The 26227-nt window shown below is 45.7% G+C and carries 24 protein-coding genes; 4 read left to right on the top strand and 20 right to left on the bottom strand.

Annotated elements, in window-relative coordinates; translation table 11 throughout:
* Positions 1–119 precede the first annotated feature (119 nt).
* From KNP88_RS06970 to KNP88_RS06960, 3 genes are read right to left on the bottom strand one after another with little or no spacing between them, the layout of a single operon-like run.
* Entirely contained in the window at positions 120–545 is a 426-nt protein-coding gene (locus KNP88_RS06970; RefSeq protein WP_029332963.1) for a Fur family transcriptional regulator, read from the bottom strand.
* Positions 517–1386, bottom strand: a complete 870-nt coding sequence (locus KNP88_RS06965; RefSeq protein WP_353048777.1) for a metal ABC transporter permease — start codon at positions 1384–1386, stop codon at positions 517–519. Before KNP88_RS06965 ends, KNP88_RS06970 begins: the two co-directional genes overlap by 29 nt.
* Entirely contained in the window at positions 1383–2150 is a 768-nt protein-coding gene (locus KNP88_RS06960; protein ID WP_214800979.1) for a metal ABC transporter ATP-binding protein, read from the bottom strand. The genes KNP88_RS06965 and KNP88_RS06960 overlap by 4 nt, the downstream gene beginning before the upstream one ends.
* 217 nt (positions 2151–2367) lie before the next feature.
* On the opposite strand from KNP88_RS06960, the gene KNP88_RS06955 reads away from it, so the two are divergent.
* The 3 genes from KNP88_RS06955 (at position 2368) to KNP88_RS06945 (ending at position 6311) form a co-directional block, all read left to right on the top strand.
* Positions 2368–3906, top strand: a complete 1539-nt coding sequence (locus KNP88_RS06955) for a Ppx/GppA phosphatase family protein (RefSeq protein ID WP_214893019.1) — start codon at positions 2368–2370, stop codon at positions 3904–3906.
* Positions 3903–6062 (top strand): RNA degradosome polyphosphate kinase, encoded by a 2160-nt coding sequence (locus tag KNP88_RS06950; protein WP_088836569.1) that lies wholly within the window; start codon positions 3903–3905, stop codon positions 6060–6062. The genes KNP88_RS06955 and KNP88_RS06950 overlap by 4 nt, the downstream gene beginning before the upstream one ends.
* A 75-nt stretch (positions 6063–6137) precedes the next feature.
* Positions 6138–6311, top strand: coding sequence for a XapX domain-containing protein (locus KNP88_RS06945; protein ID WP_014969827.1), 174 nt, complete (start codon positions 6138–6140; stop codon positions 6309–6311).
* A gap of 54 nt (positions 6312–6365) precedes the next feature.
* Here KNP88_RS06945 and KNP88_RS06940 read toward each other — a convergent pair whose 3' ends face one another.
* The 8 genes from KNP88_RS06940 to KNP88_RS06905 form a co-directional block, all read right to left on the bottom strand.
* A complete protein-coding gene (locus tag KNP88_RS06940) occupies positions 6366–6548 on the bottom strand; it encodes a FeoB-associated Cys-rich membrane protein (RefSeq protein ID WP_088836568.1) in 183 nt (60 codons plus the stop codon).
* A gap of 16 nt (positions 6549–6564) precedes the next feature.
* Positions 6565–8541 (bottom strand): ferrous iron transport protein B, encoded by a 1977-nt coding sequence (gene feoB, locus KNP88_RS06935; RefSeq protein ID WP_214893017.1) that lies wholly within the window; start codon positions 8539–8541, stop codon positions 6565–6567.
* Entirely contained in the window at positions 8538–8774 is a 237-nt protein-coding gene (locus tag KNP88_RS06930; protein ID WP_029332956.1) for a FeoA family protein, read from the bottom strand. The genes feoB and KNP88_RS06930 overlap by 4 nt, the downstream gene beginning before the upstream one ends.
* A 128-nt stretch (positions 8775–8902) precedes the next feature.
* Complete coding sequence (locus KNP88_RS06925) at positions 8903–9517, bottom strand: hypothetical protein (RefSeq protein WP_214893015.1); 615 nt, start codon at positions 9515–9517, stop codon at positions 8903–8905.
* 19 nt (positions 9518–9536) lie between these two features.
* Positions 9537–10436: a deoxyribonuclease IV gene (locus KNP88_RS06920; RefSeq protein WP_214893013.1), complete on the bottom strand. Its 900-nt coding sequence runs from the start codon at positions 10434–10436 to the stop codon at positions 9537–9539.
* Between the two features lie 104 nt (positions 10437–10540).
* Complete coding sequence (locus KNP88_RS06915) at positions 10541–11893, bottom strand: DEAD/DEAH box helicase (protein ID WP_034801484.1); 1353 nt, start codon at positions 11891–11893, stop codon at positions 10541–10543.
* Positions 11894–11961: 68 nt separating this feature from the next.
* Entirely contained in the window at positions 11962–12915 is a 954-nt protein-coding gene (locus tag KNP88_RS06910) for a sugar ABC transporter substrate-binding protein (protein WP_214807487.1), read from the bottom strand.
* Positions 12905–14692, bottom strand: coding sequence for a two-component system sensor histidine kinase NtrB (locus KNP88_RS06905; RefSeq protein WP_214893011.1), 1788 nt, complete (start codon positions 14690–14692; stop codon positions 12905–12907). The genes KNP88_RS06910 and KNP88_RS06905 overlap by 11 nt, the downstream gene beginning before the upstream one ends.
* A gap of 147 nt (positions 14693–14839) precedes the next feature.
* Between KNP88_RS06905 and KNP88_RS06900 the strand changes: the two genes are divergently transcribed.
* Positions 14840–15787 (top strand): 4-hydroxy-3-methylbut-2-enyl diphosphate reductase, encoded by a 948-nt coding sequence (locus tag KNP88_RS06900; protein ID WP_214893010.1) that lies wholly within the window; start codon positions 14840–14842, stop codon positions 15785–15787.
* Positions 15788–16277: 490 nt separating this feature from the next.
* Here KNP88_RS06900 and KNP88_RS06895 read toward each other — a convergent pair whose 3' ends face one another.
* The 9 genes from KNP88_RS06895 to glyQ form a co-directional block, all read right to left on the bottom strand.
* The gene (locus tag KNP88_RS06895) at positions 16278–17393 is read right to left on the bottom strand and encodes a Nif3-like dinuclear metal center hexameric protein (RefSeq protein ID WP_214893009.1); all 1116 of its coding nucleotides are present in this window, start codon (positions 17391–17393) and stop codon (positions 16278–16280) included.
* On the bottom strand, positions 17393–18109 hold the full coding sequence (locus tag KNP88_RS06890; RefSeq protein WP_214893008.1) for a tRNA (adenine(22)-N(1))-methyltransferase: 717 nt from the start codon (positions 18107–18109) through the stop codon (positions 17393–17395). The genes KNP88_RS06895 and KNP88_RS06890 overlap by 1 nt, the downstream gene beginning before the upstream one ends.
* A gap of 144 nt (positions 18110–18253) precedes the next feature.
* Positions 18254–18595, bottom strand: coding sequence for a cytochrome c550 (gene cccA / locus KNP88_RS06885; protein ID WP_029332948.1), 342 nt, complete (start codon positions 18593–18595; stop codon positions 18254–18256).
* Positions 18596–18750: 155 nt separating this feature from the next.
* Positions 18751–19836, bottom strand: coding sequence for an RNA polymerase sigma factor RpoD (gene rpoD, locus KNP88_RS06880; protein WP_012369736.1), 1086 nt, complete (start codon positions 19834–19836; stop codon positions 18751–18753).
* A gap of 34 nt (positions 19837–19870) precedes the next feature.
* Entirely contained in the window at positions 19871–21667 is a 1797-nt protein-coding gene (gene dnaG, locus KNP88_RS06875) for a DNA primase (RefSeq protein ID WP_353048776.1), read from the bottom strand.
* Between the two features lie 127 nt (positions 21668–21794).
* Positions 21795–22604, bottom strand: coding sequence for a pyruvate, water dikinase regulatory protein (locus tag KNP88_RS06870; protein ID WP_029332946.1), 810 nt, complete (start codon positions 22602–22604; stop codon positions 21795–21797).
* Between the two features lie 14 nt (positions 22605–22618).
* Entirely contained in the window at positions 22619–23248 is a 630-nt protein-coding gene (gene ccpN, locus KNP88_RS06865; RefSeq protein WP_029332945.1) for a transcriptional regulator CcpN, read from the bottom strand.
* Between the two features lie 19 nt (positions 23249–23267).
* On the bottom strand, positions 23268–25328 hold the full coding sequence (gene glyS, locus KNP88_RS06860) for a glycine--tRNA ligase subunit beta (protein ID WP_214800967.1): 2061 nt from the start codon (positions 25326–25328) through the stop codon (positions 23268–23270).
* Positions 25321–26211 carry a glycine--tRNA ligase subunit alpha gene (gene glyQ, locus KNP88_RS06855; RefSeq protein ID WP_029332943.1) on the bottom strand — a complete coding sequence of 297 codons (891 nt, stop codon included), beginning with the start codon at positions 26209–26211 and terminating at the stop codon, positions 25321–25323. The genes glyS and glyQ overlap by 8 nt, the downstream gene beginning before the upstream one ends.
* Positions 26212–26227 lie beyond the last annotated feature (16 nt).

Here is a 26227-nt window from a genome sequence, read left to right as displayed (position 1 = left end):
GAAACCAAAAAAGGGATTGCCCACTTAAGTATGGCAATCCCTTTTTCTTGATTGTTTTGTTCAAAATCAACTTGTTCCCCTTCATCCTCATATGATCCTCTAGAAGAAGTTATTCTGAGTCAGACAGATTGGCAATCGGCACACCGACCATAGATTTCAAACTTATGATCTTCAACCTCAAAACCAGACGCTTTGATTGGTGACATTAATTCCATCGGGCACACGTTCAGCGTTTGCGTCTTTCCACAAGCGCGACAAATTAAATGATGATGATGTTGTCCCGACTGACAAGCAGCACGATATTTCATTTCACCGTCAAGTTCCGTCGTTTCTAAAATATTGATTTCCGCAAAGTCGTTTAAGTTACGGTAAATCGTATCGTAACTTAGCGACGGATGAGAGGTCCGTAATTCTTCCGCGATTTCTCGAGCACTGACATACCGGTTCGCTTCAAAGAGATACGCCAGTAAATCAAGCCGCTTCGGCGTTGCTTTAAATCCGGAAGCTTTCATTTGTTCACGCGCTTGTTCGATCTGTTTCTGCATGCGTTTTTCCTCCAATCCAAAACCGTTCCACTAACATCACGATGATGAGTTCAGCAACAGCAAGCATGACAATCATTCCGCCAGGTGCTAAATCGAATTGATAGGCAAGAATCAACCCGGCGACCGTCGCGACTTCACCAAAGAGGATCGCAAACAAAATCGTCGTCTTGAAACTTTTTGCAAAACGAAGCGCCGCTGCGACGGGTAATGTGATTAAACTAGAGACGAGTAAAATGCCGACGACGCGCATACTGATTGCAATGACGAGCGCTACGACAATCATAAATAAAATATGCACAAGACGTAAACGAATACCCGAGACACGCGCCTGTTCTTCATCAAAGGATAAAAAAAGTAATTCCTTATAAAAAGCGATGACGAACAAGATAACGATTCCCGTCACGATTAAAATGGTGTAGACATCCGTCAATGTGACAGCCGAGACCGTTCCGAACAAAAAGGACACTAAGTCCATTGAAAACCCATTCGCCAAGCTGATAAAAATTGCCCCAAGTCCCATCCCGGTCGCCATGATGATCGGAATCGCAAGTTCTTGAAAATGTTTATATTTCGCGCGCAACCAGTCAATCGTCAACGCCGCGATGACGGCCGTCACAATCCCTAAGTAAAGAGGGTTCAAACCGGATAAACTTGCGACCATCCCTGAAATCAACAGACTGAGTGCAATTCCAGCAAGTGTGACGTGAGACAAGGCATCGGCGATGAGACTCATCCGGCGTACGACGACGAACGACCCAATCAGCGGTGCCGTAAACCCAATCAAGACTGCTGCGACGAGTGCGTACTGTAAAAATTTTAATGTCATAAAGGCTTCAATCACTGGACGCCCTCCCCTTCATGGACAAGCACACGTCCCGGTACCGGGTAAAGCGAACGAATCGTCTGCTCATCAAGTTCCCAGTATTCCTTAATACCACAGTTGCAACCAAGACGTCCGTCCACGAGATGAATGACGTCCGTGACGAGCTTACTGACAAAATGAATATCATGGGTGACGAGGACAAACGTCCGCTTCTTATCACGTCGTAGTTCTTCTAAAATTTCATAAAATTCTTTGACATACCGCTGGTCGACACCGACTGTCGGTTCATCGAGAATCATCAAGTCCGGATCATTGACGAGTGCACGCGCGATAAAGACGCGTTGTTGTTGCCCCCCCGATAAATCACCGACCTTCGAGTCGCGCCGCTCCCACATGCCGACTGTCTCAAGCGCCGTTTTCACTTTTTCACGATCTTGTTTCGTTACACGGCGAAATAACCCTTTTTTCGCGTACAGCCCCATTTCGACGACTTCAGCGACCGTCACAGGAAAACCGGAGTTAAACGAAGCCGCCTTTTGCGAGACATAACTGATCCGCCACCAGTCATTGAAATTCGACTGATTTTGTCCGAACAGGCGAATCGATCCTTTCGGGTTCAACAGCCCAAGCATACATTTAATTAACGTCGACTTCCCGGATCCATTTTCGCCAACGATGGCGAGAAATTGTCCTTGCTCAACTGTGAATGACACATTGTTCAATACACGGCGATCCGGGTAATCGTACGTTACTTGATTAATCTCAATAATCGGTTCATTCATTTGTCTTCACTCCTTCCGTTTTTTAAAACGGAATAATTACGTCTTATCAACTTTTCCATTATAGCCCCGCTCCCTGACTGACGCAACTGATGTAACTTTTTTAAACGTTATCGTTTTTTCAGTTAGTCACAAGGTACAATAAAGAAAAATACACTCCCGTTTCTCACCGTATCGTTTCGGGAACAGTTTACTATATGTGAAAGGAGTCGGGATATCTTTGAAAAACGAATTAGCAGTCATCGACATCGGATCGAACTCGATCCGTTACGTCATCTTCCACCCGATCGATTCAGGTCGCTACATCGAAAAAATTAACGTGAAGGTGGTCGCTCGACTATCCGCTCATATCGATCAAGACGGAGCACTCGATCAAGCGGGCATCGACATCTTATCTGACACACTCCAACGGTTTCATGAAATCGGTTTGACGCATAACGTCGAAGAAACGTTATGCGTCGCGACAGCTGCCATTCGAAATGCCACGAATCGCCAGGAGATCGTTGAGACCGTTGACCAGACGACTCCATTTTCGATGCGTATCCTATCCGACGAGCAAGAAGCCTACTATGGCTATTTCGCCATCATTAACTCGACCTTCTTGACAGATGGTTATTCCGTCGATATCGGCGGCGGTTCGATGGAAGTGACGTTGATCGAAAATCGCGAGATGGTCGCCTATCACAGTTTTCCGTTCGGAGCCGTCACGTTGACACGCCAGTTCATCTCCGGTGAGACGATGACCTCAAGTGAACAAAAGAAATTGATTAAATTCTTAAAAGAGCAGTTCGCTGAAATTCCTTGGCTTAAAGAAAAAAAATTGCCGTTGATCGGTGTTGGTGGTTCTGCCCGAAACTTCGTCCGCATCCATCAGTCGACTCTCGATTATCCACTTCACGGGATCCATCAATATCAAGTCCGGACAAAAGAACTCGGAAAACTCGTTGACGAGCTTGAAGACAAGTCACCAAAACACCTTGGGAAAATTGAAGGGTTATCAAAAGATCGAGTCGATATCTTCCTACCTGCCCTGATTGCGATTCACGAACTCGCGTTACATATCGAGGCCGACCAATTCGTGATGAGTAACTATGGTTTGCGCGAAGGACTCGTCTATGAGTACGACTTACACGAAGGTAACCAACGCCGTGTTGAAAACGTCCGCGAAGAAAGTCTGTTTCAACTCGAAAGTGATTATAAAGTCAATCGCGACCGGATGAATTACCTCGGCACGCTCGCTAAATCACTATATCGTCAACTCGTCTCACTCGACATCATTCCGGAACGCGCCGCCGATTTACGATTACTTGATTCAGCGAGTCGTCTGCTTTACTGCGGACAGTATATCAATCCAGATACGCGGTCGAACCAGACCTTTTATTTATTGACGAATACGGACTTGAAAGGCATGACGCATAAAGATCGGCTTGCGCTCGCGCTCGTCAGCTCTTATTCATCGTCAAAACGGATGCAACAACTCTTGAAACCATTTAAAGATTGGTTTTCCGATAAATCAATCGAGCGGTTCGATTTGCTTGGATCACTTCTTAAGCTTGCCGATGCACTCGACGTGACGGAGCGTCGCGCCGTCGACAGTGTCGAACTGCACATTGAAAACGAAGCCCTGCTCCTGACGCTCGATACGGGTGATCATGATTATGGATTTGAAGTCGAAAAAGCCGAAAAACAAAAGAAACATCTCGAACGCGTCATCGACCAGTCGATTGAACTGCAAACGAAAGGAAGTCTTACTTCATGAAATTCGATTCTCCAGACTACTTTAATAATCGCGAAATCAGTTGGCTCCAGTTTAATGAACGTGTGCTCGGAGAAGTCTTAGATACACGAAATCCGTTGATGGAACGATTGAAGTTTTTAGGAATCTTCAGCTCCAACTTGGACGAATTTTATATGGTACGTGTCGGTGGATTAAAGGATGAGGTCCTGGCCGGGTTCAACAAGCCGGAAAACAAACAGCAGTTGACGCCGAAGCAGCAACTGCGCGCAATCGCCGCGAAAACAAAAGAGCTCGTCGAACAGCAATATGAGGCATTCAAGGAAATTAGTACTGCTTTAAAGAAAGAGTCGATTTTCTTTTTAAAGCACGAGGAATTAAACGAAGTTCAGTCCGAATATGTGAAAGCGTTTTTCCGTGATCAAGTTTTCCCTGTACTGACGCCGGTCGCAGTCGATGCCTATCGCCCCTTTCCGATGTTATCATCGAAGTCGCTCAATATCGCGACTGCACTCGAAGCAGAGGATGGTTCAAAGCGGAACTTAGCGCTCGTCCAAGTCCCTGCCGTCTTACCGCGTTTCGTCGATTTACCGGTCGACGATGAAGAGACGACGGCCGTCATCTTACTCGAAGATGTCATTATCTCCTTCATCGATTCGCTCTTTAAAGGTTATCGAGTCCTGTCTGCGATGCCATTTCGCATCACGCGAAATGCCGACCTCCCGTTTCATGAAGAAGGGACACATGACATTTTAAAACTGATTGAAAAGGAATTAAAAAAACGCCGGTGGGGGGTAGGGATTCGTCTCGAGATTCAAAAAAATGCCATCAATACAGAACTACTCAACATGTTGCGCGACGTGCTCGACTTACAAGATCGCGATATTTTCGCCGTCGACGGTCCAATCGATTTAACGTTCGCTTTCGCCTTTTATAGTCAAATCGGTGTCGAGTACGACCACTTGATCTATCAAACGATCATGCCAGTCGAACCACCTGCGCTCGAACAATCGAAAAACTTATTCGATCAGATTTTACAACGCGATTATTTGTTACATCACCCGTACCATACGTTCGATCCAATCGTCCGTCTGATTGGTCAGGCAGCTAATGATCCGAACGTACTCGCAATCAAACAAACGCTTTACCGTGTCTCAGGGGACTCCCCTATCATTAAAGCTTTAAAGACAGCCGTCGAAAATGGGAAACAGGTTACTGTTCTCGTCGAGCTGAAAGCCCGGTTTGACGAAGCGAAGAACATCGAGTGGGCAAAACAACTTGAAAAAGTCGGTGCTCACGTCATCTATGGGTATAGTGACTTAAAGACGCACTCAAAGATCACCTTGATCGTCCGCCTTCAAGAAGGACGAATTCAACGCTTCGTCCATCTCGGGACGGGGAATTATAACGATTCAACGGCGAAACTCTATACCGACATCGGTCTATTGACCGTCCGCGAACAATTAGCGGAAGATGCAACAAACTTCTTCAACTGGTTATCCGGATACGGGGAACAGCCGAAATGGAATGCAATCCACACGTCCCCTAATTCGATGCTTGAAAAATTCTTATCATTGATTGATGACGAAATCAAATTTCATAAAAAACATGGCAACGGTCGAATCGTCGCGAAGATGAACAGTTTGACGGAAAAAGAAATCATCACGAAGCTCTATCAAGCATCACGTGCCGGTGTCCGCATCGAACTGATTGTCCGTGGCGTCTGTTGTCTCCGTCCACAAATCAAAGGTGTTTCAGAAAACATCAGAGTCACGTCTGTCGTCGATCGATACTTGGAGCACTCACGAATCTTTTATTTCCACCATAACGGAGAAGAACTGATTTACTGTTCGAGTGCCGACTGGATGACACGAAATATGCGCAAACGCATTGAAATCTTATTCCCGATCATCGATGAAGATCATAAAGAGTATTTGAAGGATTGCCTCGCGATGACACTGGCGGACAATATCAAAGCACGGGAACAAGGGGCGGATGGAGAATACGCTTACGTCACGCGTGGTAAACAAGCATGTGAATCGCAAATCTTGATTCAACATTATACGAACGACAAATTAAAATCAAAACCATCATTCGAAAACCCACTCGAACACAAATGGATTGCCATTGAACGAAAGGAAGATAAAATCTCGTTCGAGCCACAATCACCTCAAAAATAAATGTTGTTTAACGTCAGACATCTTCATATAATGAAAGTGTAAGCGTTTTTTTATATGAAGAAAGGACTGGAACTCATGCTACAACAAATTTTATTATCACTACTTGCCGGCATCATTTGTGGTGTCGTCTTTACCGCTCTTAAATTACCAATCCCGGCACCACCTGTCTTCCCCGCAATCGTCGGAATTTTTGGTGTCTTCCTCGGAATGAAAGTATTTCTATTCGTTGCCGATCGTTGGCCGTTTTAATGAAACAAAAAAACGTTCGCCTCATCCCTTTTTTAGGACGAGACGAACGTTTTTTTATTTCTTCAATGCTTCGGCGATGACATGATCCCAGTTCACATCATCACAAGCTGTTTTACACGTTGGTTCTACTTCACACGTCGCACATTTTCCCTTTTTCGCCTTTTTCGTAAAACGAACTAAAGAATAACCTGCGTATCCAAAGATTATCAATCCAATCAAAATATCGACAAGATGCATGTAATTCCCTCCAAGCTTATGAAAAACCGAGTAGTAGCCCTGTTTGATAAATGACGAAGGAGACACCATAGGCGACGAACAATCCATAGAGACTTGCAACCCACGTCAGCTTCGCGCTTCCGACTTCACGTCGAATGACGGCGACGGTCGCAAGACACGGAACATACAGTAATACGAATGCCATGAAACTATAGGCACTGAGTGGCGTGAACTGCCCTGACAACTGACGACCGAGTTCTGATTCATTGACGGCATAGATGATTGCCATCGTCGAAACAACGACTTCCTTCGCCAAAAATCCGGTAATTAAGGCAGCACCTGCCTGCCATGTCCCAAAGCCGATTGGAACGAGGAGCATTGCAATCACTCCACCAATCATCGCGAGAAAACTATCATTCATATTGACATCGAATCCAGCTGGTCCCGTATAAGCGAGCAACCAAATGACGACTGATCCCCCAAAGATGAACGTACCGGCTTTTCGAACAAATCCTTTTCCTTTTTGCCATGTACTCCGCCATAACGTCAACCATTGCGGTACCCGGTATGGTGGTTGTTCGACCATGAAGAGACTTGTCGCATCTTCGGCCGCTAGGATTTTTGAAAATACTTTTGCCGCAATCAGCGCAAGTACGATTCCTAAAATATAAAGTGATAAGACAATCAATGCTTGATTACTCGCAAAAAAGCTACCGGCGAATACGGCATAAATCGGCAGTCGGGCCGAGCAAGACATGAACGGTGAGATGAAAATCGTCACAAGTCGTTCCCGCTCTTCTTCGACCGAACGTGCTGCCATGATACCAGGAACGTTACAGCCGAAGCCGATGATCATCGGAATAAAACTTTTCCCGTTCAAGCCAACCATTTGCATGAAACGGTCCATGACGATCGCGACGCGGGCCATGTACCCTGAATCTTCGAGAAACGAGATGAAGAAAAACAAGACGAAGATTTGCGGGACAAACACTAATACACCACCGACCCCTGCAATGACGCCATCAATTAATAAATCTTGAATGAATCCAGATGCCCCGATTGCACTTAGTATCCATACAACACCTGCTGAGAGCGGTCCTTCGATGAAGGCCGATAAGAGGTCCGATAACGGAGAGCCGACCCAATTAAACGTGATATGAAATAATCCATACAATACGGCGAAAAAGATTGGTAACCCGAAAATCGGATGCGTAACGACTGCATCAATCCGGTCGGTCCACGATTTTTGATCCGTCTTTTCCTCGACGACAGCACTCGCTCGCATCGCGATTGCCCAGTTTCGGCGACACTCTGTAATGTGGGCATGAATGAAACGACCGAGTTGAGCTTCGAGTTGTTTTCGAATTTCGATAATTGAAGACGAACGTCGCTCCAGGTGTTCGACGAAAACACGATTCCCAGCCAAGTATTGAACAGCCATCCAGCGTTCGTTCAATTGCAGCGTTGCTTGTTCCATAATTTCTGTAATCGCCTGTTCCGTTGCGTCTCCGTAGTCAATATGCAGTGGAGTAACGGCTTCTGTCTTGAGTGATGTTAATAAGACATCACAGCCGTCTCCAGTCCGAGCGACAATCGGAAATACTTCTACCCCAAGTGCCGTCGCGAGTGCCCTCGCATCAATCTGTGTTCCCCGATTAGTCGCGACGTCAATCATATTCAATCCAATTTGAAGTGGTTTTCCAATCTCAAGCAGCTGTGCCGTCAATTGCAAGTTCCGCTCTAACTGCGATGCATCGATGATATTAATCATAGCGTCGAATTGTTCTTCCATTAAAAAACGGGCGACGACCGCTTCATCGGCCGATAACGGGTCCAAATCGTAGACGCCGGGCAAATCGACTAGCTGTCCCCGGTCACCGTGTAATTTCCCGATTTTTTTATCAACCGTTACCCCCGACCAGTTGCCGACATGGGCATATGATCCGGTCAAGCGGTTAAATAATGACGTCTTCCCCGTGTTCGGGTTACCGAGTAAAGCAATCCGTTGCGTCATGGTGAATACACCTCAATCTTTTTTGCATCGCTGCGCCGAATCGCAATCATTTGATGATGATCTCTTTGTTCTATTGTCAAAGGACCTTGAAAGCTCGCCCGTCTCTTGACGACGACTGGACAACCTTCATAAAAACCAAGCGCGAGTAAGCGTCTTCGTAATCGATCCTCGATTTTATTTAAGTTGGTCATAACAACGGGTTTGTTGATTGGAATCGTTGCTAAATCAATCATTATGGTTCCCCCATCTGATACATTTTTCATTGATAACAATTATCATTGTTGATTATAACACGTTTTTCTATAATAAAAAAAAGCTGGTAGTGATTCGATGTGTGAACATCTTGTCACTATCAACTTTCTTACGGTTCATCTGAGGTTGCCGCAACATCGATCAAGGACTCAGACCTTTGATGAGCTAAACGATGGCATGAAGGACAGAGCGTCAGGAACTGATTGTTTTCCTGATGCCACTCTAAAATGGACTGGTTTGTTTGTCCACAATGTTCGCAAGCTTCCGCTAACTGACCGATATGATTCCGCTCATGAAATTTCTCCTGCCTGCGTTGCTTCGCTTCCTCAATCGTCGTAACGTCGGTTTCGAAATACCCGTACTGCCACGCTTCGACAAGGCGTTGACGAACACTCACCTGAACCATCCCCGATTCAACCTTCAAATCTGTCAGTGGTGTGCCAAGTAACGGATGATGTAAGTCGACGCTAATTAAATCAAGACACGCGTATGTCCGCTCGACTCCGTCTGCCTCTACTCGCCAGTGAGGATCAGATGGACGTGTCGTATATTCACTGAACAACGTTTCTGCATAAGCGATTATCCCCATTTTTGTCGCTAAAAAAACTTCTTCACCCGCTTCTAAATCTGCTGGTAAATAAAAGGGTTCCTTCGTTTCATAATAATGAACGACCGCCTGCCGTAAAGCAAAATCTGATTCATCAACGACTAGTAGATGGCACACGTCCTTACACCTCTCTCGTTTAAATGGATGTTCCGATGAGCGGTAATCGCCACTCTGCATCAAAGTTCCCTGACCGCAACATCGCGATTTCTTCTTTATAGGGTGCCACTTTCTTTTTCGGATCAAGCCCGATATACGGTGTCTCTAAAATTTTTGGTAAATGAGCAAGCGCTTGATGATGGACGATCCGGTGCAATGTATCAAATCCAATTTCACCAAAACCGATGTTTTCATGACGGTCTTTTTTGGCACCACGGACGTTTTTCGAGTCATTAACGTGGATGACACCAAGGCGATCGAGACCGACGATCCGGTCAAACCGTTCGAGTACCCCGTCTAAATCGTGGACGATGTCATATCCTGCATCATGGACGTGACACGTATCGAGGCAAATCGACAAGCGATCGTTGTGTGTGACCCCATCAATGATTTGTGCCAATTCTTCAAACGTCTTCCCGATTTCAGACCCTTTCCCTGCCATCGTTTCGAGTGCGATTTTTACTTTTTCATTTCCAGATAAGACTTCGTTCAATCCTTCGATGATTCGTTTAATTCCGATATCCTCACCGGCACCGACATGGGCACCAGGGTGTAAGACGATATGTTGCGCCTTTTCAAGTGCTTCCGCGCGTCGAATTTCTTCTGCCAAGAATGATACGGCTAATTCAAAGGTTTCCGGTTTCGTCGTATTGCCAAGATTGATGATATAAGGGGCATGGACGACAATCTCTTCAATCCCATTTGCCTCCATGTGCAATAATCCTTCTGCAATCCGTAATTCCTCGATCGGTTTTCTTCGTGTATTTTGAGGTGCTCCTGTATACACCATCATCGTTGTCGCGCCATATGACGCCGCTTCCTCACTTGCACCAAGTAACATATTTTTCCCCGATAAGGAGACGTGTGAACCAATTTTCATCCTGTATTCCACCTTTCGCTCTACTTACAGTGTACCAAACGTCGGAAAAAAAACAAAAAATCCCTAGGACGAGAAGCTTCTTCTCATCCGTAGGGAAACGTGACTTATTTTGATTTACTCGCATTCGCCTTACGTTCTGCACGTCCGACGCCACGCTGTTCTTTAATCCGCTCACGTTTTGCTGTTTCTTTTAACTTATACTGGTGTTTCTTTTTATAGCCAGGTTTGACGCGTTTTTTCGCTTTAGCCGCTTCACCTGATAAACGGCTATGTGCCGTTTTCGAGACAGCCGTCTTCATGTGTGGTTTCGCACGACGACGCTCTTTGACTTCGCTGACTTGACCACTCTTGACATCGACATTGATGAATTCGATGCCACGGTCTTCAAGACGGTTGATTGAACCATTCTCATGATCTTCAAACAACGTGTACGCAAGTCCTTCTTGGTCGACTCGACCCGTCCGTCCGACACGGTGCACGTAGAAATCAAGATCTTTCGGAATCCCGTGGTTGATGACATGTGAGACACCCGAAATATCGATGCCGCGTGCTGCTAGATCCGTTACGATGACGTATTGGAATTTCGCTTCATTGATTTCTTTGATTGCTTGTTTCCGGCGTCGTGCGGGTAGGTCACCGTGAAGTGAACCGACATTTAAGCCTGCTTCAAGGAATGATGCTTCAAGTTCAATCGCTTCTGTTTTCGTGTTTGTAAAGACGAGACAGATATACGGATTGAGTGCTTTCGCTAATTTCAACGCTAAGTCTGAACGATCACGGTGCTTGACGGGAACCGTATGATGGACGATTTTTTTCGCCGTCTGTTGTTTTGGATCAACATGTGCATAACGTGGGTTGTTCATATACTTCTTGAGAAACGGTTGAAGTTTCTCAGGAATCGTCGCTGAGAAAACCATCATCTGAAGTTTCTCAGGAAGTGCTTGGGCAATCCGGTCCACTTCTGGTAAGAAGCCCATGTCAAGCATCTGATCGGCTTCATCGATGACATAGTTTTTGACGAAGTGCGGTTTTAACGCTTGCTCTTTAAAGAGGTCTAAAATGCGACCTGGCGTCCCGATGACGATTTGTGGTGAAACTTTGACGCGCCCGATTTGACGTTCACGATCCATCCCACCTGTGATGAGGCTCGTTTTGATATAGTCTGGGTTCTTCACGAGAATTGATTTTAATTCTTCGTGGATTTGCCATGCTAATTCACGTGTCGGTGCAACGATGATTGCTTGCATTTCTTGTAATTCTGGATTGATGTTTTGAACCATCGGTAAGAGGAATGACAAGGTCTTCCCTGTTCCAGTTTGTGATTGACCAATGATATCGCGACCCTTAAGGGCAGCCGGAATAATCCGTGATTGAATATCCGTTGGTTTTTTAATACGTGCGTCTTCGAGTGCTTCGACGACGAACGGGTGCAAATCAAAATGGGTAAATCCATTCATCTTCGTCACCTTCCTTTCTCCTGCTTAAACAACTAAAAGTGATTGTGTCACTTTTATCATCTATTTACTTAGTTCAACATGGGTATGGGTCTACTACCGTCATACAGATAAGAATACGTATAGAAACGATCTGGAATTTTTTTATTTTTCGTATGAAGCTTCAACGCGCTGAAGGCGACTTGCATCATCTCTTCAGCGGACTGGACAACCGTCGCATCCATCGATTTCATGTCAACAGCTTCTAATATAGCACGATTCCCGTCGATTCCGACAACTATTTTTCCGGAAATGTCTGCTTTTTTCAAGGCTTCGAGCACACCTAACGCAATATCGTCATTGTGACAGTAGACCGCATCGAATTCCGTACCGGACTCGATGATCCGACGCATGACGCGTTCTGATGTCACCGGATCATAGTCACCACTTGCTGAATTGACAATCGATATCCCGGGTTCTGTCACGATTCCTTTAACGAATCCGGTATGCCGTTCATTCGTCGTGTGTATGTTCGTCGTCCCCGTAATTTCAACGACTTTTCCTGTTGCAGTTCCATTTCGTCTAATCAGTTCGTTTTTGACATATGAAGCAAGTTGTTCACCAATCATCTGATTGTTCGACGTCACCGAGCTGACAACTGCATCAGATCGAATCAATCGGTCAATCGCAAAAACGGGAATCCCATTTTTTTCTGCTTCTTCTAATGCGCTCGTAATATAAACATCGTCAAACGTCGTGATAAATATCGCGTCGACCTTCAATTTGATGAATTCACGAATTTGCTCTCGTTCACTGATGCGGGAGTTATGTGACGTCGCCACGACGGCTTCATACTTATTTGCTTTTGCCTCGGCTTTAAACGCTGTAATCAACCGTTGGGCGAATTCATGTTTATCGTTGACGATCGTAAAGGCGACAACGTCACGGTCAGGATTTTCCTCCTGACCTACGAACAGATTTGAAATCAGCAGGATTGAGGCCGTCCAAACAAAGAGGACGAGCAACCATGACTTATTAAACTTCATCCTGGTCTCCTCCTCGCGGTAAGTGAATTTGGACTGTCGTACCGACACCAACCTTGCTATCGAACTCAATTTTTCCATTATGCTCACAAACGATGCGACTTGACATATAGAGACCTAAACCATTGCCATCCGCTTTTGATGTCTTAAAAGCTTGCCCAATCGTTTCGAGTTGGGGTTCTGTCATGCCGACACCATTATCTTGAACAATGAAGACGAATTGATTCGTGTAGACGTGTAGATGCAAATGACAAATCCCATCTGCACCACGCGACTGCACTGCTTGTAAGGCATTACGAACACAGTTCGACAAGATTTGTGACAATCCATTTTCAGAGGCATAGAGATTCGGCATATGCGCCGGCGTATAAATTTTACAATCTGCTGCTTCTGCGTATGTCTCGGCGTGTAAACGCGCTTCTGCTTCCATGATGAATTTAAATTTTTTCATGAATTCGTTCATGTCAATCATCGACATCTTTAATACCTCGCCGCCACCTTTAGAGAGATCGAGCATCGTCTCAATCATTGCATTGGCACGATCTAATTCTGATAAGGCTAACGCCAACATTTCCGGACTATTGTTCTCTTGCTCCGTCAAAAGTTGGAGCGTCATTTTGACTGGCGTCAATGGATTGCGGATTTCATGCGCGATTCCTGCCGCGAGCTGACCGAGCGAGGCTAATTTTTCTTGGTGTAACATCGCTTGTTGTTGACTCAATTGTTCGACTCGCGCGTTTTCCATCCGCTGGGCATACTCATTGTAAGCAGACACTAATGTTTTTACTTCGTTCGACCCCGATCGTTCCAATTCAATCGGTTGTGGCGTCGTGCTTTTTTCGATTTTTTGTACGAGCTCGAGTAAGGGTGCTGTCAGTTGACGTGACATGAGGTACCCGACGATTAGACTGAGGACGAGCGTCAACGCTGCGATGACAAGATATTGTTGCCGTGTCGTATACACGGGTTCGTAAAAGACACTCCGGGGTGTCCGAACAAGAATTTTCCAATCCGTTACTTTTAAATCACGTGCAAAATAATACATGTCTTTGTTCGTACTGAAGATATCGTATGGTTCTACCGTTTGAAATGCCCGGTCGACGACACTTTGAGTCAAGACACGTTCTTTGTCGGTCACGAGGTTTCGCGAAGTCGCGAGTGGCTCTCCTTTACTGTTAAAAAGATAGGCCATCGTTTCGTCGTCGAACGATTCGAGTGAATTTCGAAAGACAAGTGAATTCATCAGACTTAATCCACCACCAAAAATCCCAACCCGTTCACTGCCGTTACGAACCGGAACATACATATACGTGAGATAATCCGACTGTAACGGATATCGTTTACTCATATGAAAGTCTGTACTCGTCAAGGCCTGAAGAAAATCATCATCTTCTAGAATCTTTGAATTTCGGATGCGTCGATCTTCACTAGAAAACCATGTGAATTTTTTAGTCTTTAAATCATAGTAGAAGAAACTCTTAAAACCCGTATCGATATCGAGTAAGTTCGTTTCGCGAACGACTCGTTCTAATTCATTCATATTGTCGACATTCAATTGCAGACCCATGATTTCTTCATGTAAATTCCCGATACTATCACGGAGTGCGTTGCTCGAGACCTCAACACTGTTTTCACTTTGTTTTTCCGTTTGCTGTTCAACCCGTGAAATCGTCACACGGTCAGCTGTGAAAGCAAGTGCCGCGATGACCAGACAAATTAGAATGAACAAAACAGCGGTGATTTGAAAGAAATAAGACCGCATCATCTTTTTTGTCTCCAACGTATTGCCTCCTTCTCCATGATTTTTACAACTCAATTAGTATATCATGTTATCACTCTTGAATAGACTCCTCTATTTTCAATCATCTGCAATCAATGGTACACTCTAACTAATCATTCTTTCTACGCTAAAGGAGAATCAACACTTATGTTAGTAAAAAAAATCAGCCCTCGTGGTTATTGTTATGGTGTCGTTGACGCGATGAAGTTAGCGCAACAAGCCGCAATGAATGAAAACTTGCCACGACCTATCCATATTCTCGGTATGATCGTCCATAATGCTCACGTTACACATGAATTTGAACGAATGGGTGTTTTGACAGTTGATGGTCCTGATCGTCTTGAAGCACTCGAAACCATTAAAGAAGGAACGGTCATCTTTACAGCGCACGGAATTTCACCTGCCGTCTATGCGCGCGCTGCCGAAAAAAAATTAACAGTCGTCGATGCGACATGTCCTGATGTCACGCGCACACATGATTTAATCCGGACTGTCGTCGCTGATGACTATGAAGTCATCTACGTCGGAAAACACGGCCATCCGGAACCGGAAGGCGCAGTCGGTGTCGCACCAGAACACGTCCACTTGATTGAGAAAGTCGAAGACATCGAAGCGTTACCGGCTCACCTAGCCGACAAAAAAATCATCGTCACGAACCAGACGACGATGAGTCAATGGGATGTTCAGGCCTTAATGGAACATGTCCGTAAAAAGTACCCGCACGTCGAAGTCCATAATGAAATTTGTAACGCGACGCAAGTCCGTCAAGAAGCTGTCGCCGATCAAGCGGGCGATTGTGATCTTGTGATCGTCGTCGGCGATCCGCGTTCGAACAACTCGAATCGCTTGGCACAAGTTTCATTTGATATCGCAGGTACCCCAGCTCATCGTATCGGTGATTTGACTGAACTTGATTTAACATGGCTCGAAGGCGTGAATCAAGTCGGTGTCACTTCAGGTGCTTCTACACCAACACCAATCACGAAAAAAGTCATCGATTTCTTACAGCAGTATGACCCAGCTGATATCAGCACACATGATAAAACACCATTTCTTGAATTGCGTCGGATTTTACCAAAAGTAAAAATCTTGTAATAGACATTTAAAAACCGTACGGAACCTTAAGGTTCCGTACGGTTTTTTAGACTGTAGACAAACTCTTATGAAGAACTAAAATTCTATAGCGAGATGTTATCAGTTCGCGCTTCCCTGTCGTCTCGCCTCGTCTTCAAAGCGGCAATGTTCCGCGCCGCTACAGCAAAGCTGCAGGGTCGCGACCGATTGCTTTTCGCGGTTCTAAGCGATTCGAGACGGATTGCTTTCTAAATTGTCTATATGCCTGTCTTTCCGTCACGGTATTACCTAAAAAGCGTCACGTTTCGTTGACTCCTACGGGAAAAGTGCGTTTTCCTCGCACTTTCAGAGGCAGGCAAGACCCTGCTCGTTGGTCGTGAGGACCAAGGAGCAACGGCTTGCGCCTCGCCCGAGGAAAGCAACGAAAAAAGACGCTTTTATCTTCCGATATCACTTTGTCTACACGCAAAAAACTGTACTGCACTTTAAAGTACAGTACGGTTTTTTGCGTTCATAAAAATTTGAATGGATTCGTATTTGCCGTCGAGACGACCAATTCGACGTCGCGGATTTTTCGTTCCTCAAAACGTTTCTTCAGCTCATTGACGACGCCTTGTTTCATGACTGACTCGACGTGATGTCCAGGATCGACAACTGCCAAGCCGAGCGCCATTGCATCATGGGCGACGTGGAAGTACAGATCGCCTGTCACGAGGACATCTGCCCCGGCAAACGCCGCTGTTGAAACATGTTTATTGCCGTCTCCACCGAGTACGGCGACTTTTTTTATGAGGCGGTCCGATTCTCCCACAAAACGCAGGTTTTCAACACCGAACACATCACGGACATGCTCTGCGAACTGACGTAACGACACCGGTCGTTCGAGGTAACCGATTCTGCCAAGCCCTAACGGCTCAGCTGTCCGCTCCTGGCGCATGATATCATAAGCGACTTCTTCATAGGGGTGCGCTTTTTTCATCGCACGAATCACTTGTTTTTGATTCAGTTCCGTAACGATCGTCTCAATTCGGACTTCAGAAACTCGTTCGACTTGTCCGACATTGCCAATGTAAGGTACTGTCCCAGTCTCAGGTTTAAATTGCCCAGTCCCTACACTATGGAACTGACAGGCGCTGTAAGCACCGATTTGTCCCGCTCCTGCCTTCGTAAGCGCTTCTGATACCTGTTGTACGGCTGCTTGCGGAACGAAGACAACAAGCTTATAGACCGCGTTTTCAAATGTAGGTGACAAAACCGTTGTGTCGGTCAGTCCGATGGCTTCTGCCATCAAATCATTAACACCGCCTTGCGTTACATCGAGATTCGTATGTGCCGCGTAAACGGCAATCTTATGTTCGATACACTTCATGACGATTCTTCCAGTCGCCGATTGATCGTTGACTTGCGCTAATTTACTAAAAATCGGCGGGTGATGGGCAATGATTAAATCGATGCCTTTTTCAATTGCTTCATCGACGACCGACTCCAAGACGTCAAGCGTCACCATGACACGCTTCACGTCTTTATTCAGCGTACCGATTTGTAAACCGATCGGATCCCCCGGCATCGCAAATTTTTTCGGTGAAAATGCTTCGAACTGTTCGATAATGAATTGACCGTTCGCCATCAGCTCGTCACCTCTTCCATTTTTTCGATCAAGCGGCGGATCTTCGTAATCTTCTCTTTCAAAACGTCGGAGTCATTTCCTTGCTGCATCTGCTCTAAAATATATTGCCGTTTCTCTTTTTCCGTCTGCCACTTCTCGATGAAGGCAGGTGCTTTTTCTCGCATGAGTTGCGGTCCAAATAACAATTCCCACTTCCGGATGTCCGCGTCCTCTGCATAAATCATTTCTTCTCCTTTTTCTGCAACGAGAATCTCGTAAATCTTTCCATTCTCTTTAACGATGGCTTCCGATAGTAACGCATATCCATGTTCAAGTAACCATTTTCGAACATCGACAGCATCGACGTTCGGTTGAAGAATCAAGCGTTCTTCGCCCGATAAATGCGCCCTCCCTTCCTCTAAAATCGTTGCGATGAGCGTTCCACCCATGCCGGCAATCGTCACAGCCGTTACTTCTCCTGGAGTGAGAACCGTCAAACCACTCCCGAGACGTACTTCAATCTGTTCGTCTAATTGAACAAGCGCGACTTGCCCTTGTGCCGCTTCCATCGGCCCCACATTGACTTCGCCTGCGATGGCACGTTCGACTAAGCCTTGTTGGATACAATAACACGGGACGAATGCGTGATCGGAACCAATATCCGCGAGGACTGCTCCTTGTGGAATATATGAGACTACTTTTGTTAATCGTTGATCTAATGTGACGTGTGTTTGCAATGTATGTCATCCTTCCTCTTTCTAATCCATCTCTTTTTAAAATAGCTGACTTAGCCCAAAAAAGAAATACCGTGCTGTATGGCTTTTCCCAAATTCGTACAAGAAAAAAACACCTATCTCGGAGAAGAGACAGATGTTTTTGACTTATTTCTTTTCTGCAAGCCATTTCGCTAAAACAGTGGCTTCTTCGTCGTTAGCAAGACCCCCAGGCATTTGCCCTTTACCATTCATAGCGATGTCTTTGATTTCTTCTTCTTTAAGCTTCGCACCGACTTTAGTTAAGTTCGGACCTGCTCCGCCTTCGAGATTGCCGCCGTGACATCCTGTACATCCTTTTGATGCAAATAGATCTTCTGGCTTCATTTCAGCTGTTGATGGACCCTTTTCAGCTTCTTTCGCCTGATCTACGCCAAAGTATGACAATGAAATCATGGCAATGATTGCGATGATCGCAATCGCTGCGAACGGTACTAATGGATTACGCATTTGGATTTCCCCCCATATTCTATACCCAACCAAGTTGGTGACTGAATGGTATTCCCCGTTACTATTCTACTGTAAAAAAAACAGAGAAGGAAGAAAAAAACAAAACTTTTTCTTCCTTCTCACCAAATTTTCATATTTTCTTCACACTTTTAAAATCAATCCAAGAAGTCTTTCAGACGTTTTGAACGACTCGGGTGGCGAAGTTTACGTAAAGCTTTCGCTTCAATTTGACGAATCCGCTCACGCGTAACACCAAATACTTTACCGACTTCTTCAAGCGTCCGTGTCCGACCATCATCAAGACCAAAACGAAGACGTAACACGTTTTCTTCCCGGTCCGTCAAAGTATCGAGGACATCTTCAAGTTGTTCTTTCAATAATTCATACGCAGCTGCGTCTTGAGGCGCCGTTGCGTCTTGATCTTCAATGAAATCACCGAGATGCGAATCGTCCTCTTCCCCGATTGGTGTTTCGAGTGACACCGGTTCTTGAGCGATTTTTAAAATCTCACGTACTTTCTCAGGTGTGATTTCCATCTCTTTTGAAATTTCTTCAGGCGTCGGTTCACGTCCTAAGTCTTGTAGGAGCTGACGTTGAACACGAATCAATTTATTGATCGTCTCGACCATATGAACCGGAATCCGGATTGTACGTGCTTGGTCAGCAATCGCACGGGTAATCGCCTGACGAATCCACCATGTTGCGTAGGTCGAGAATTTGTATCCTTTTGTATAATCGAATTTCTCGACCGCTTTGATTAATCCCATGTTTCCTTCTTGAATCAAGTCGAGGAACAACATACCACGTCCGACGTAACGTTTTGCAATCGAGACGACAAGACGTAAGTTCGCTTCAGCAAGACGCTTTTTCGCTTCTTCATCGTTTTGTTCAATTCGTTTTGCAAGTTCGACTTCGTCCTCTGCATTCAAGAGATCGACACGACCGATTTCTTTCAGGTACATCCGGACAGGGTCATTGATTTTAACACCTGGTGGGACAGAGAGGTCGTTTAAATCCGCCTCTTCTTTATCGTCACCCGTACCATCGTTGTTTACTTTGATACCTTCAGTCTCTAACAATTGAAGAAACTCTTCAAATTGTTGCGCATCCATCGATTCAAATGAGCTGAGCTTATCTTCGATTTTTTGATGCGATAGTTCCCCATTTTTATGTCCGAGCGCGATTAGTTCATCCTTCGCGAGACGGAGTATTTCTGCTTCTGATCTTGCTTTTTCTGCCATCGAACCATACACTCCTTCCACATCATGCAACAGGTCATCGATCTTTTAAGCGTCGTTTCCGTTCGATGATTGCCTGCATTAGTTCCGCTTGAGCACGGATATCTGTTTGTTGATTCAAACGTGACTTCTCTTCATCGAGTGTCCGTCGTTGTCGTTCATTTTGAACGGCGCGTATATAATGACTCAACAAATCCGGATCGTACTCCGGCATGAGCATAAACTCTAAATCGGCGACGATTCGTTGAAGCGATGCATCTTGTAACATCGTCAAGAAGCGGTCCGGATTTGCCGGAGCACCTGCTCCATAAAACTCATATAATTTACCGGCGATCAGCTGATGCGCCGGATCATTAAAATCGACTCCGAGTTGATCTCGGACTTCCATTCCAACCTCCTCTGACCGAATCATGTAAGCAAGTAAAAAACGTTCTGCTCGCTTCCAGTTCGTAAATGTTCGGTCTTGAGGTGCTGCGACGTTCGTTTTTCGTTCGACGCGACGTTCCTGCTTTACTTTAGGTGCTTGTAACGGTTTCACTTGTGACAATAACGATTCTTTCGATAACTGGAATTCTTCCGCTAGCTTACCAAGATAAATATCTCGAAGCAGAGGATTCGTTGTCCGATTAATCTCCTCAAGCATAGTTTCAATATATCGAACGCGTTCTCCTTCTAATCGCAAGTTTTTTCCTTGACGAAAATAAAAAGATTTGAATTCAAGACTTGAAACCCGTTCTTGTTCCACTAGACGAATAAATGTTTCTTCGGAATGAGTTCCGATGTACGAATCCGGATCTTCTTCATCCGGTAGCCGAATGACGGAACAATCTACCGCAACATCTTCAAGAAGACGTAATGCTTTAATCGTCGCTGCCCGACCGGCTTTGTCTCCGTCATAGCAAATAATGACTTCATCGACGATCCGTCCAAGATTTTGTGCATGGACAGGAGTTAAGGCCGTTCCTAAAGAGGCTACGGTATAGGATATACCCGCTTGAGCGACTCGTACAACATCTAAATTGCCTTCTACGAGCACAACTTGTTTATTTTTACGCATCGCGCCCCGTGCTTGTGCAAAACCGAACAGTAATTCACTTTTATTGAAGAGCGGTGTCTCTGCCGTATTGACGTACTTCGGGTCTCTTCCATCAATGGAACGTCCACTGAATCCAACAACCGTGCCATCACGATCTGAAATCGGAAAGACGACCCTGCCGTTAAATCGATCGCGATAATCGCCATCTCTACCTACAGAAATCAATCCAGCTTCCACCATTTCATCCAAGTCAAAATTACGCCGGGTCAAGGAGTCGACTGTAAAACGTTCTTGGTCTGGAGCATAGCCGAGTTTAAATTCACGCATCGCCGATTCGCCAATTCCCCGTTTTTCAAGATATTCACGACCGGCGTCACCAGCGGCTGTCTGTAACATGACTTCATGGTACAAATCAGCAACGATTCGATGCGCTTCACGCATCCGGTATTTCTTTTCTTGATCTGGTGTCGATTCAGTCTGATCAGATCGCTCGAACTCCGGTAATGTCACGTCCGTTCGATCAGCGAGTTTCGAGACGGCTTCCGGAAAACTCATCCCTTCCGTTTCCATGACGAAGGTGATGGCGTTTCCGCCCGCTCCACAACCAAAACAATAATACATTCCTTTATCAGGCGAGACCGAAAAAGAGGGGGATTTTTCTGAATGGAATGGACATAACCCTGAATACCGATTCCCTTGTTTTTTTAATTCTACACGTTCAGAGATTAGTTCAACGATATCCGTCGCTTGGCGAACCTGATCGACCAGTTCATCCGGAATTCTTTTCAATCGTCCCACCTCCTCTTCTCTACTCTTATATATATACCCGCAATGAAACGGAACGAATACTCGTTCCGTTTCATTGGAAAAATTGCATCATCTCATTTATCAGCTAGACTAGTATACTACGCAAGTACTTTCTTGACTAGTCATGTGCCTTTCCTGAAATTCCCGTCAAAATCAAGTTCGCTGTTTCTTCAACTGCCTTATTTGTCACATCGATGATTTGACAGCCAATCCGCTCATACAATTTTTTCGCATAATCAAGTTCACGATTGATGCGATCGATTTGTGCGTAGGCAGCTTCCGGTTTCAAACCAAGCGAACGTAACCGTTCCATCCGGATATCAATCAACTTCTCAGGAGAAATCAATAATCCGAAACACTTTTCTTTCGGAATATCGAAAAGTTCTTCTGGTGGTACAGATTCCGGAACGAGAGGAACATTCGCAACTTTGTACCGTTTCAAAGCAAGGTATTGTGAGAGAGGAGTCTTCGACGTTCGTGAGACACCAATCAAGACGATATCAGCCCGTTTAATTCCACGTGGATCCCGACCGTCATCATACTTCACAGCGAATTCGACCGCTTCGATTTTCCGGAAGTATTCCTCATCCAAACGATAAATTAGCCCTGGCTCTTCTTTCGGTTGCATCCCGAGTCGATCTTCCATCGTATCAAGCAACGGTCCAAGTAAGTCGATTGCTTCGACTTCGTGAGCCTTCGCCGTCTCCGCAAGCAAACGACGGTGCTTCGCATGGACGATCGTATAAACAATCGTCGCCCGCTCTTCTTTCGCATGCAAAACGAGATCATAAATCACTTGATCGTCATCGACGAATGGGATCCGGACTGTTTCAATCGCCCGCTCCGGAAATTGAATCGCTGCTGCACGAACAACAAGTTCACACGTTTCACCCACTGAATCACTGACTACATAAATACGTTGTCTCATCTGTGAGCCTCCTCTTAAATTTCTTCATCTCTTGCTAACGCGACCAGTACTTTCGTCATGTTCGTCTTCGTCATCCGTCCGACGACTTTCAGGATGCCATCACTGTTTTCAACGACAGGCATCGAGTCGATTTGTTTTTCGATCAACTTCATCCCGGCCCCGATCAATGTTTCCGTTTTCTCACATACTGTCAAGTTCGGCATCCGCGTCATAATGATATTAACGGGCAATGAATCGAGTTCTTGGTTCCCGATTGCAGCTCGTAAAAAGTCTTTTCGTGATAAGACACCAACGAGTGCATGATCATTGCCAACGACGAAGAGCGAACCGACATCTTCTAAGAATAAGTGAACGATTGCGTCGTAAACGGTCATACTCTCATGAATCACCTTGGCCGACGACATGAACTCGCCGACTGTCAACGTGTCGAGTTTCTCATGAAGCATCGAGGCGTTCTTTTTACCAACATACATATACCCGACGCGCGGACGCGCTTCGAGCATTCCTGTCATCGTCAAAATCGAGAGATCTGGTCGTAATGTCGCCCGCGTCAAGGAGAGCTCGGACGCAATTTGCTCTCCTGTGATCGGACCATTTTCTTTGACGATTTGGAGTATCTTTTTCTGCCGTTCATTTAACTTCATCGGCTCATCCGTCCTTTGTTTACACTAAAGTGAGTGCATTGAATCGTGCGACCGCTTGAATCGCGTCCGCGAAACGTTTCATTTCGCTTAAACGGTTCGATCGAATCGCATCGTCTTCTGCCATGATCATCGTCCCATCAAAATAGGCTGTAATGGCTGGAACCGTTGATTCAAGTGCGCCCATCGCTGTTTCGAAATCAGATTGCTCTACTGCCGCTGCGACTTGTGGAATGACCTGTTCGATTCGTTCATGTAAAGTACGTTCCGCTTCATTTTCAAAGAGCTCCGGATTGATAGTAACGACCGTTTCCGCTTTTTTCGAGATGTTGAGTACACGGCTCAACTGTTCGACTGTTTTCTTGAATGTGTCCCGTTGCGTCGCCGCTTCAAGCATTGCTGCTCGTTTTTCATTCGCTCCGACCGTCATATCAAGTTGAAGTGCTGCTTCAACGACGTCATGACGATACCCTTTTTCCGATAAACGGAACTTGAGGCGTTGACTGAAGAATTCTTGCATCGCCACTTTTACTGATTCTGCATCTGTCTGATAAAGACCTGCTTTAATTTGAGCTGTCACTACGAAATCAATCAGTTCAACGAGTGTCATTTGGATATTGCGATCCGCTAAGACTTGGACGATTCCCTGAGCCTGGCGGCGTAACGCATAAGGATCGGCAGAACCGCTTGGAATCATACCAACACCGAAGAAGCCAGCGACGCTGTCCAACTTATCGACAACGGCAAGTAGCGTCCCGGTTGGTGTCGCCGGACTTTCATCCCCAGCGAAGCGTGGCATGTAGTGCTCGCGGATCGCCGCTGCGACTTCCTTGTCTTCTTGTTTCATGTTTGCATAACGCTCGCCCATCAAACCTTGGAGCTCCGTGAACTCATAGACCATCTGACTGACGAGATCGAATTTATAGATATGACCGGCACGATCGACTTTTGTTCTGTCGGCTGAGAAGCGGTCTGCAAGCGCAAGCGCCATCTCACGTACGCGGCGAACTTTTTCACCCGTCGTTCCAAGTTTTTCATGGAAGACGATTTTGTCGAGACGGGCTGCCTGTGCGTCGATATCCGCTTTCTTATCTTCTTCGTAGAAGAATTGCGCATCGGCAAGACGGGCACGAATGACTTTTTCATTTCCGCGGGCGACGTTCTCGATGTGTTGCGCGTTCCCGTTACGCACCGTCACGAAATAATGCAGTAACGTACCATTACGTTTTACAGGGAAGTAGCGTTGGTGCTCTTTCATCGTCGTGATTAAGACTTCTTCCGGCAATTCAAGGTACGCTTCGTCAAACGCACCGAATAAGGCAGTTGGATATTCGACGAGGTTCGTGACTTCTTCAAGCAGTGACGCATCGATCGGTACTTCGAATTGTTCTGATTGTGCTAGTGCTTCGATTTGTTCTTCAATCATTTGGCGGCGTGCTGCATAACTGACGATGACATGCTCACCAGCCAATGCTTCGACATACGCATTCGGACGTAAAATCGTGATGTCTTGACCAAGGAAACGATGGCCACGTGACGTCCGTCCTGTTTCGACTGATGCGACTTCGAACGGAATGACTTGATCGTCAAGTAAGGCAATCAACCAACGGATCGGACGCATGTAACGGAGCGGTTGTGTACTCCAGCGCATGTTTTTCGGGAAGTTCATCGCCTCGATCACTTGTTTTAGCCCCGTCAATAACGTCGCTGTTTCTTGTCCTGCTTCCTTACGCGTCGCATAGATGTATTCGACTCCTTTTTCTTCACCAAGGAATAGATCATCTGTCGTCAATCCTTTTCCACGAGCAAATCCTTCCGCCGCTTTCGTCCAGTTCCCGTCCGCATCTTGCGCGATTCGTTTAGCTGGTCCTTTTAACGTTTCTTCCAAATCCGTTTGGCGTTCCGCGATTCCTTTAACGAGAACAGCGAGACGGCGCGGTGTTGAAAAGGCTTCGACTGTATCAAATGTAATCCGTGCTTCTGTCAAAAATGTCGTTACACGTTCCTTCAGTTGTGTTTCAGACTGCAAGACGAAGCGTGCCGGCATTTCTTCGAGACCGATTTCAAGTAATAATTCATGCATGTGATTCACCAGCTTTCGATTTAATCAATGGGAAACCTAAACGTTCCCGCTCTTCGATGAAACTTTGAGCACAACGGCGCGACATGTTCCGGACACGGTGGATGAATCCTGTTCGTTCCGTGACGGAAATCGCTCCTTTTGCATCGAGCAAATTAAAGGTATGTGAGCATTTTAAGATGTAGTCATACGCCGGGAACACAAGGTTTTCGTCGAGCGCCCGGTTCGCTTCTTTTTCATACTGATCAAACAATGTGAACAATAAATCAACATCTGATGTCTCGAACGTATATTTGGAATGTTCGAATTCTGGTTGATAGAAGATATCGCCATAGCGGAACCCGTCCGTCCAGACTAAGTCAAAGACACTTTCGACATCTTGAATATACGACGCGAGACGCTCGATACCATACGTGATTTCCACTGCAATCGGATTACATTCAATTCCACCAACTTGCTGGAAATATGTGAATTGCGTGATTTCCATCCCGTTCAACCAGACTTCCCAGCCAAGACCTGCTGCACCAAACGTCGGGTTTTCCCAGTTGTCTTCGACAAAACGAATGTCGTGTTCAAGCGGATTGATGCCGAGGAGTTCTAGACTTTGTAAGTAGAGTTCCTGAATGTTGTCAGGAGACGGTTTCATGATGACTTGGAATTGATGATGTTGATACAACCGGTTCGGGTTTTCCCCGTATCGTCCGTCAGCCGGGCGACGTGACGGCTCTGTATAACAAACGTTCCACGGTTCTGGTCCTAAGCTCCGTAAGAATGTCATCGGGTTCATCGTCCCGGCACCTTTTTCTACATCATATGCTTGCATCGTCAAACAACCTTGTTCCGCCCAAAATTTCTGTAACGTCAAAATCATGTCTTGTACTGTCATTTTCAAGAGATCCACC

Origin of the sequence: Exiguobacterium sp. H66, assembly GCF_018618705.1 — a bacterium.
Taxonomy (GTDB): domain Bacteria; phylum Bacillota; class Bacilli; order Exiguobacteriales; family Exiguobacteriaceae; genus Exiguobacterium_A; species Exiguobacterium_A oxidotolerans.
The sequence above is the reverse complement of the archived record's forward strand: the minus strand, read 5'-3'. Positions and strand labels throughout refer to the sequence as shown.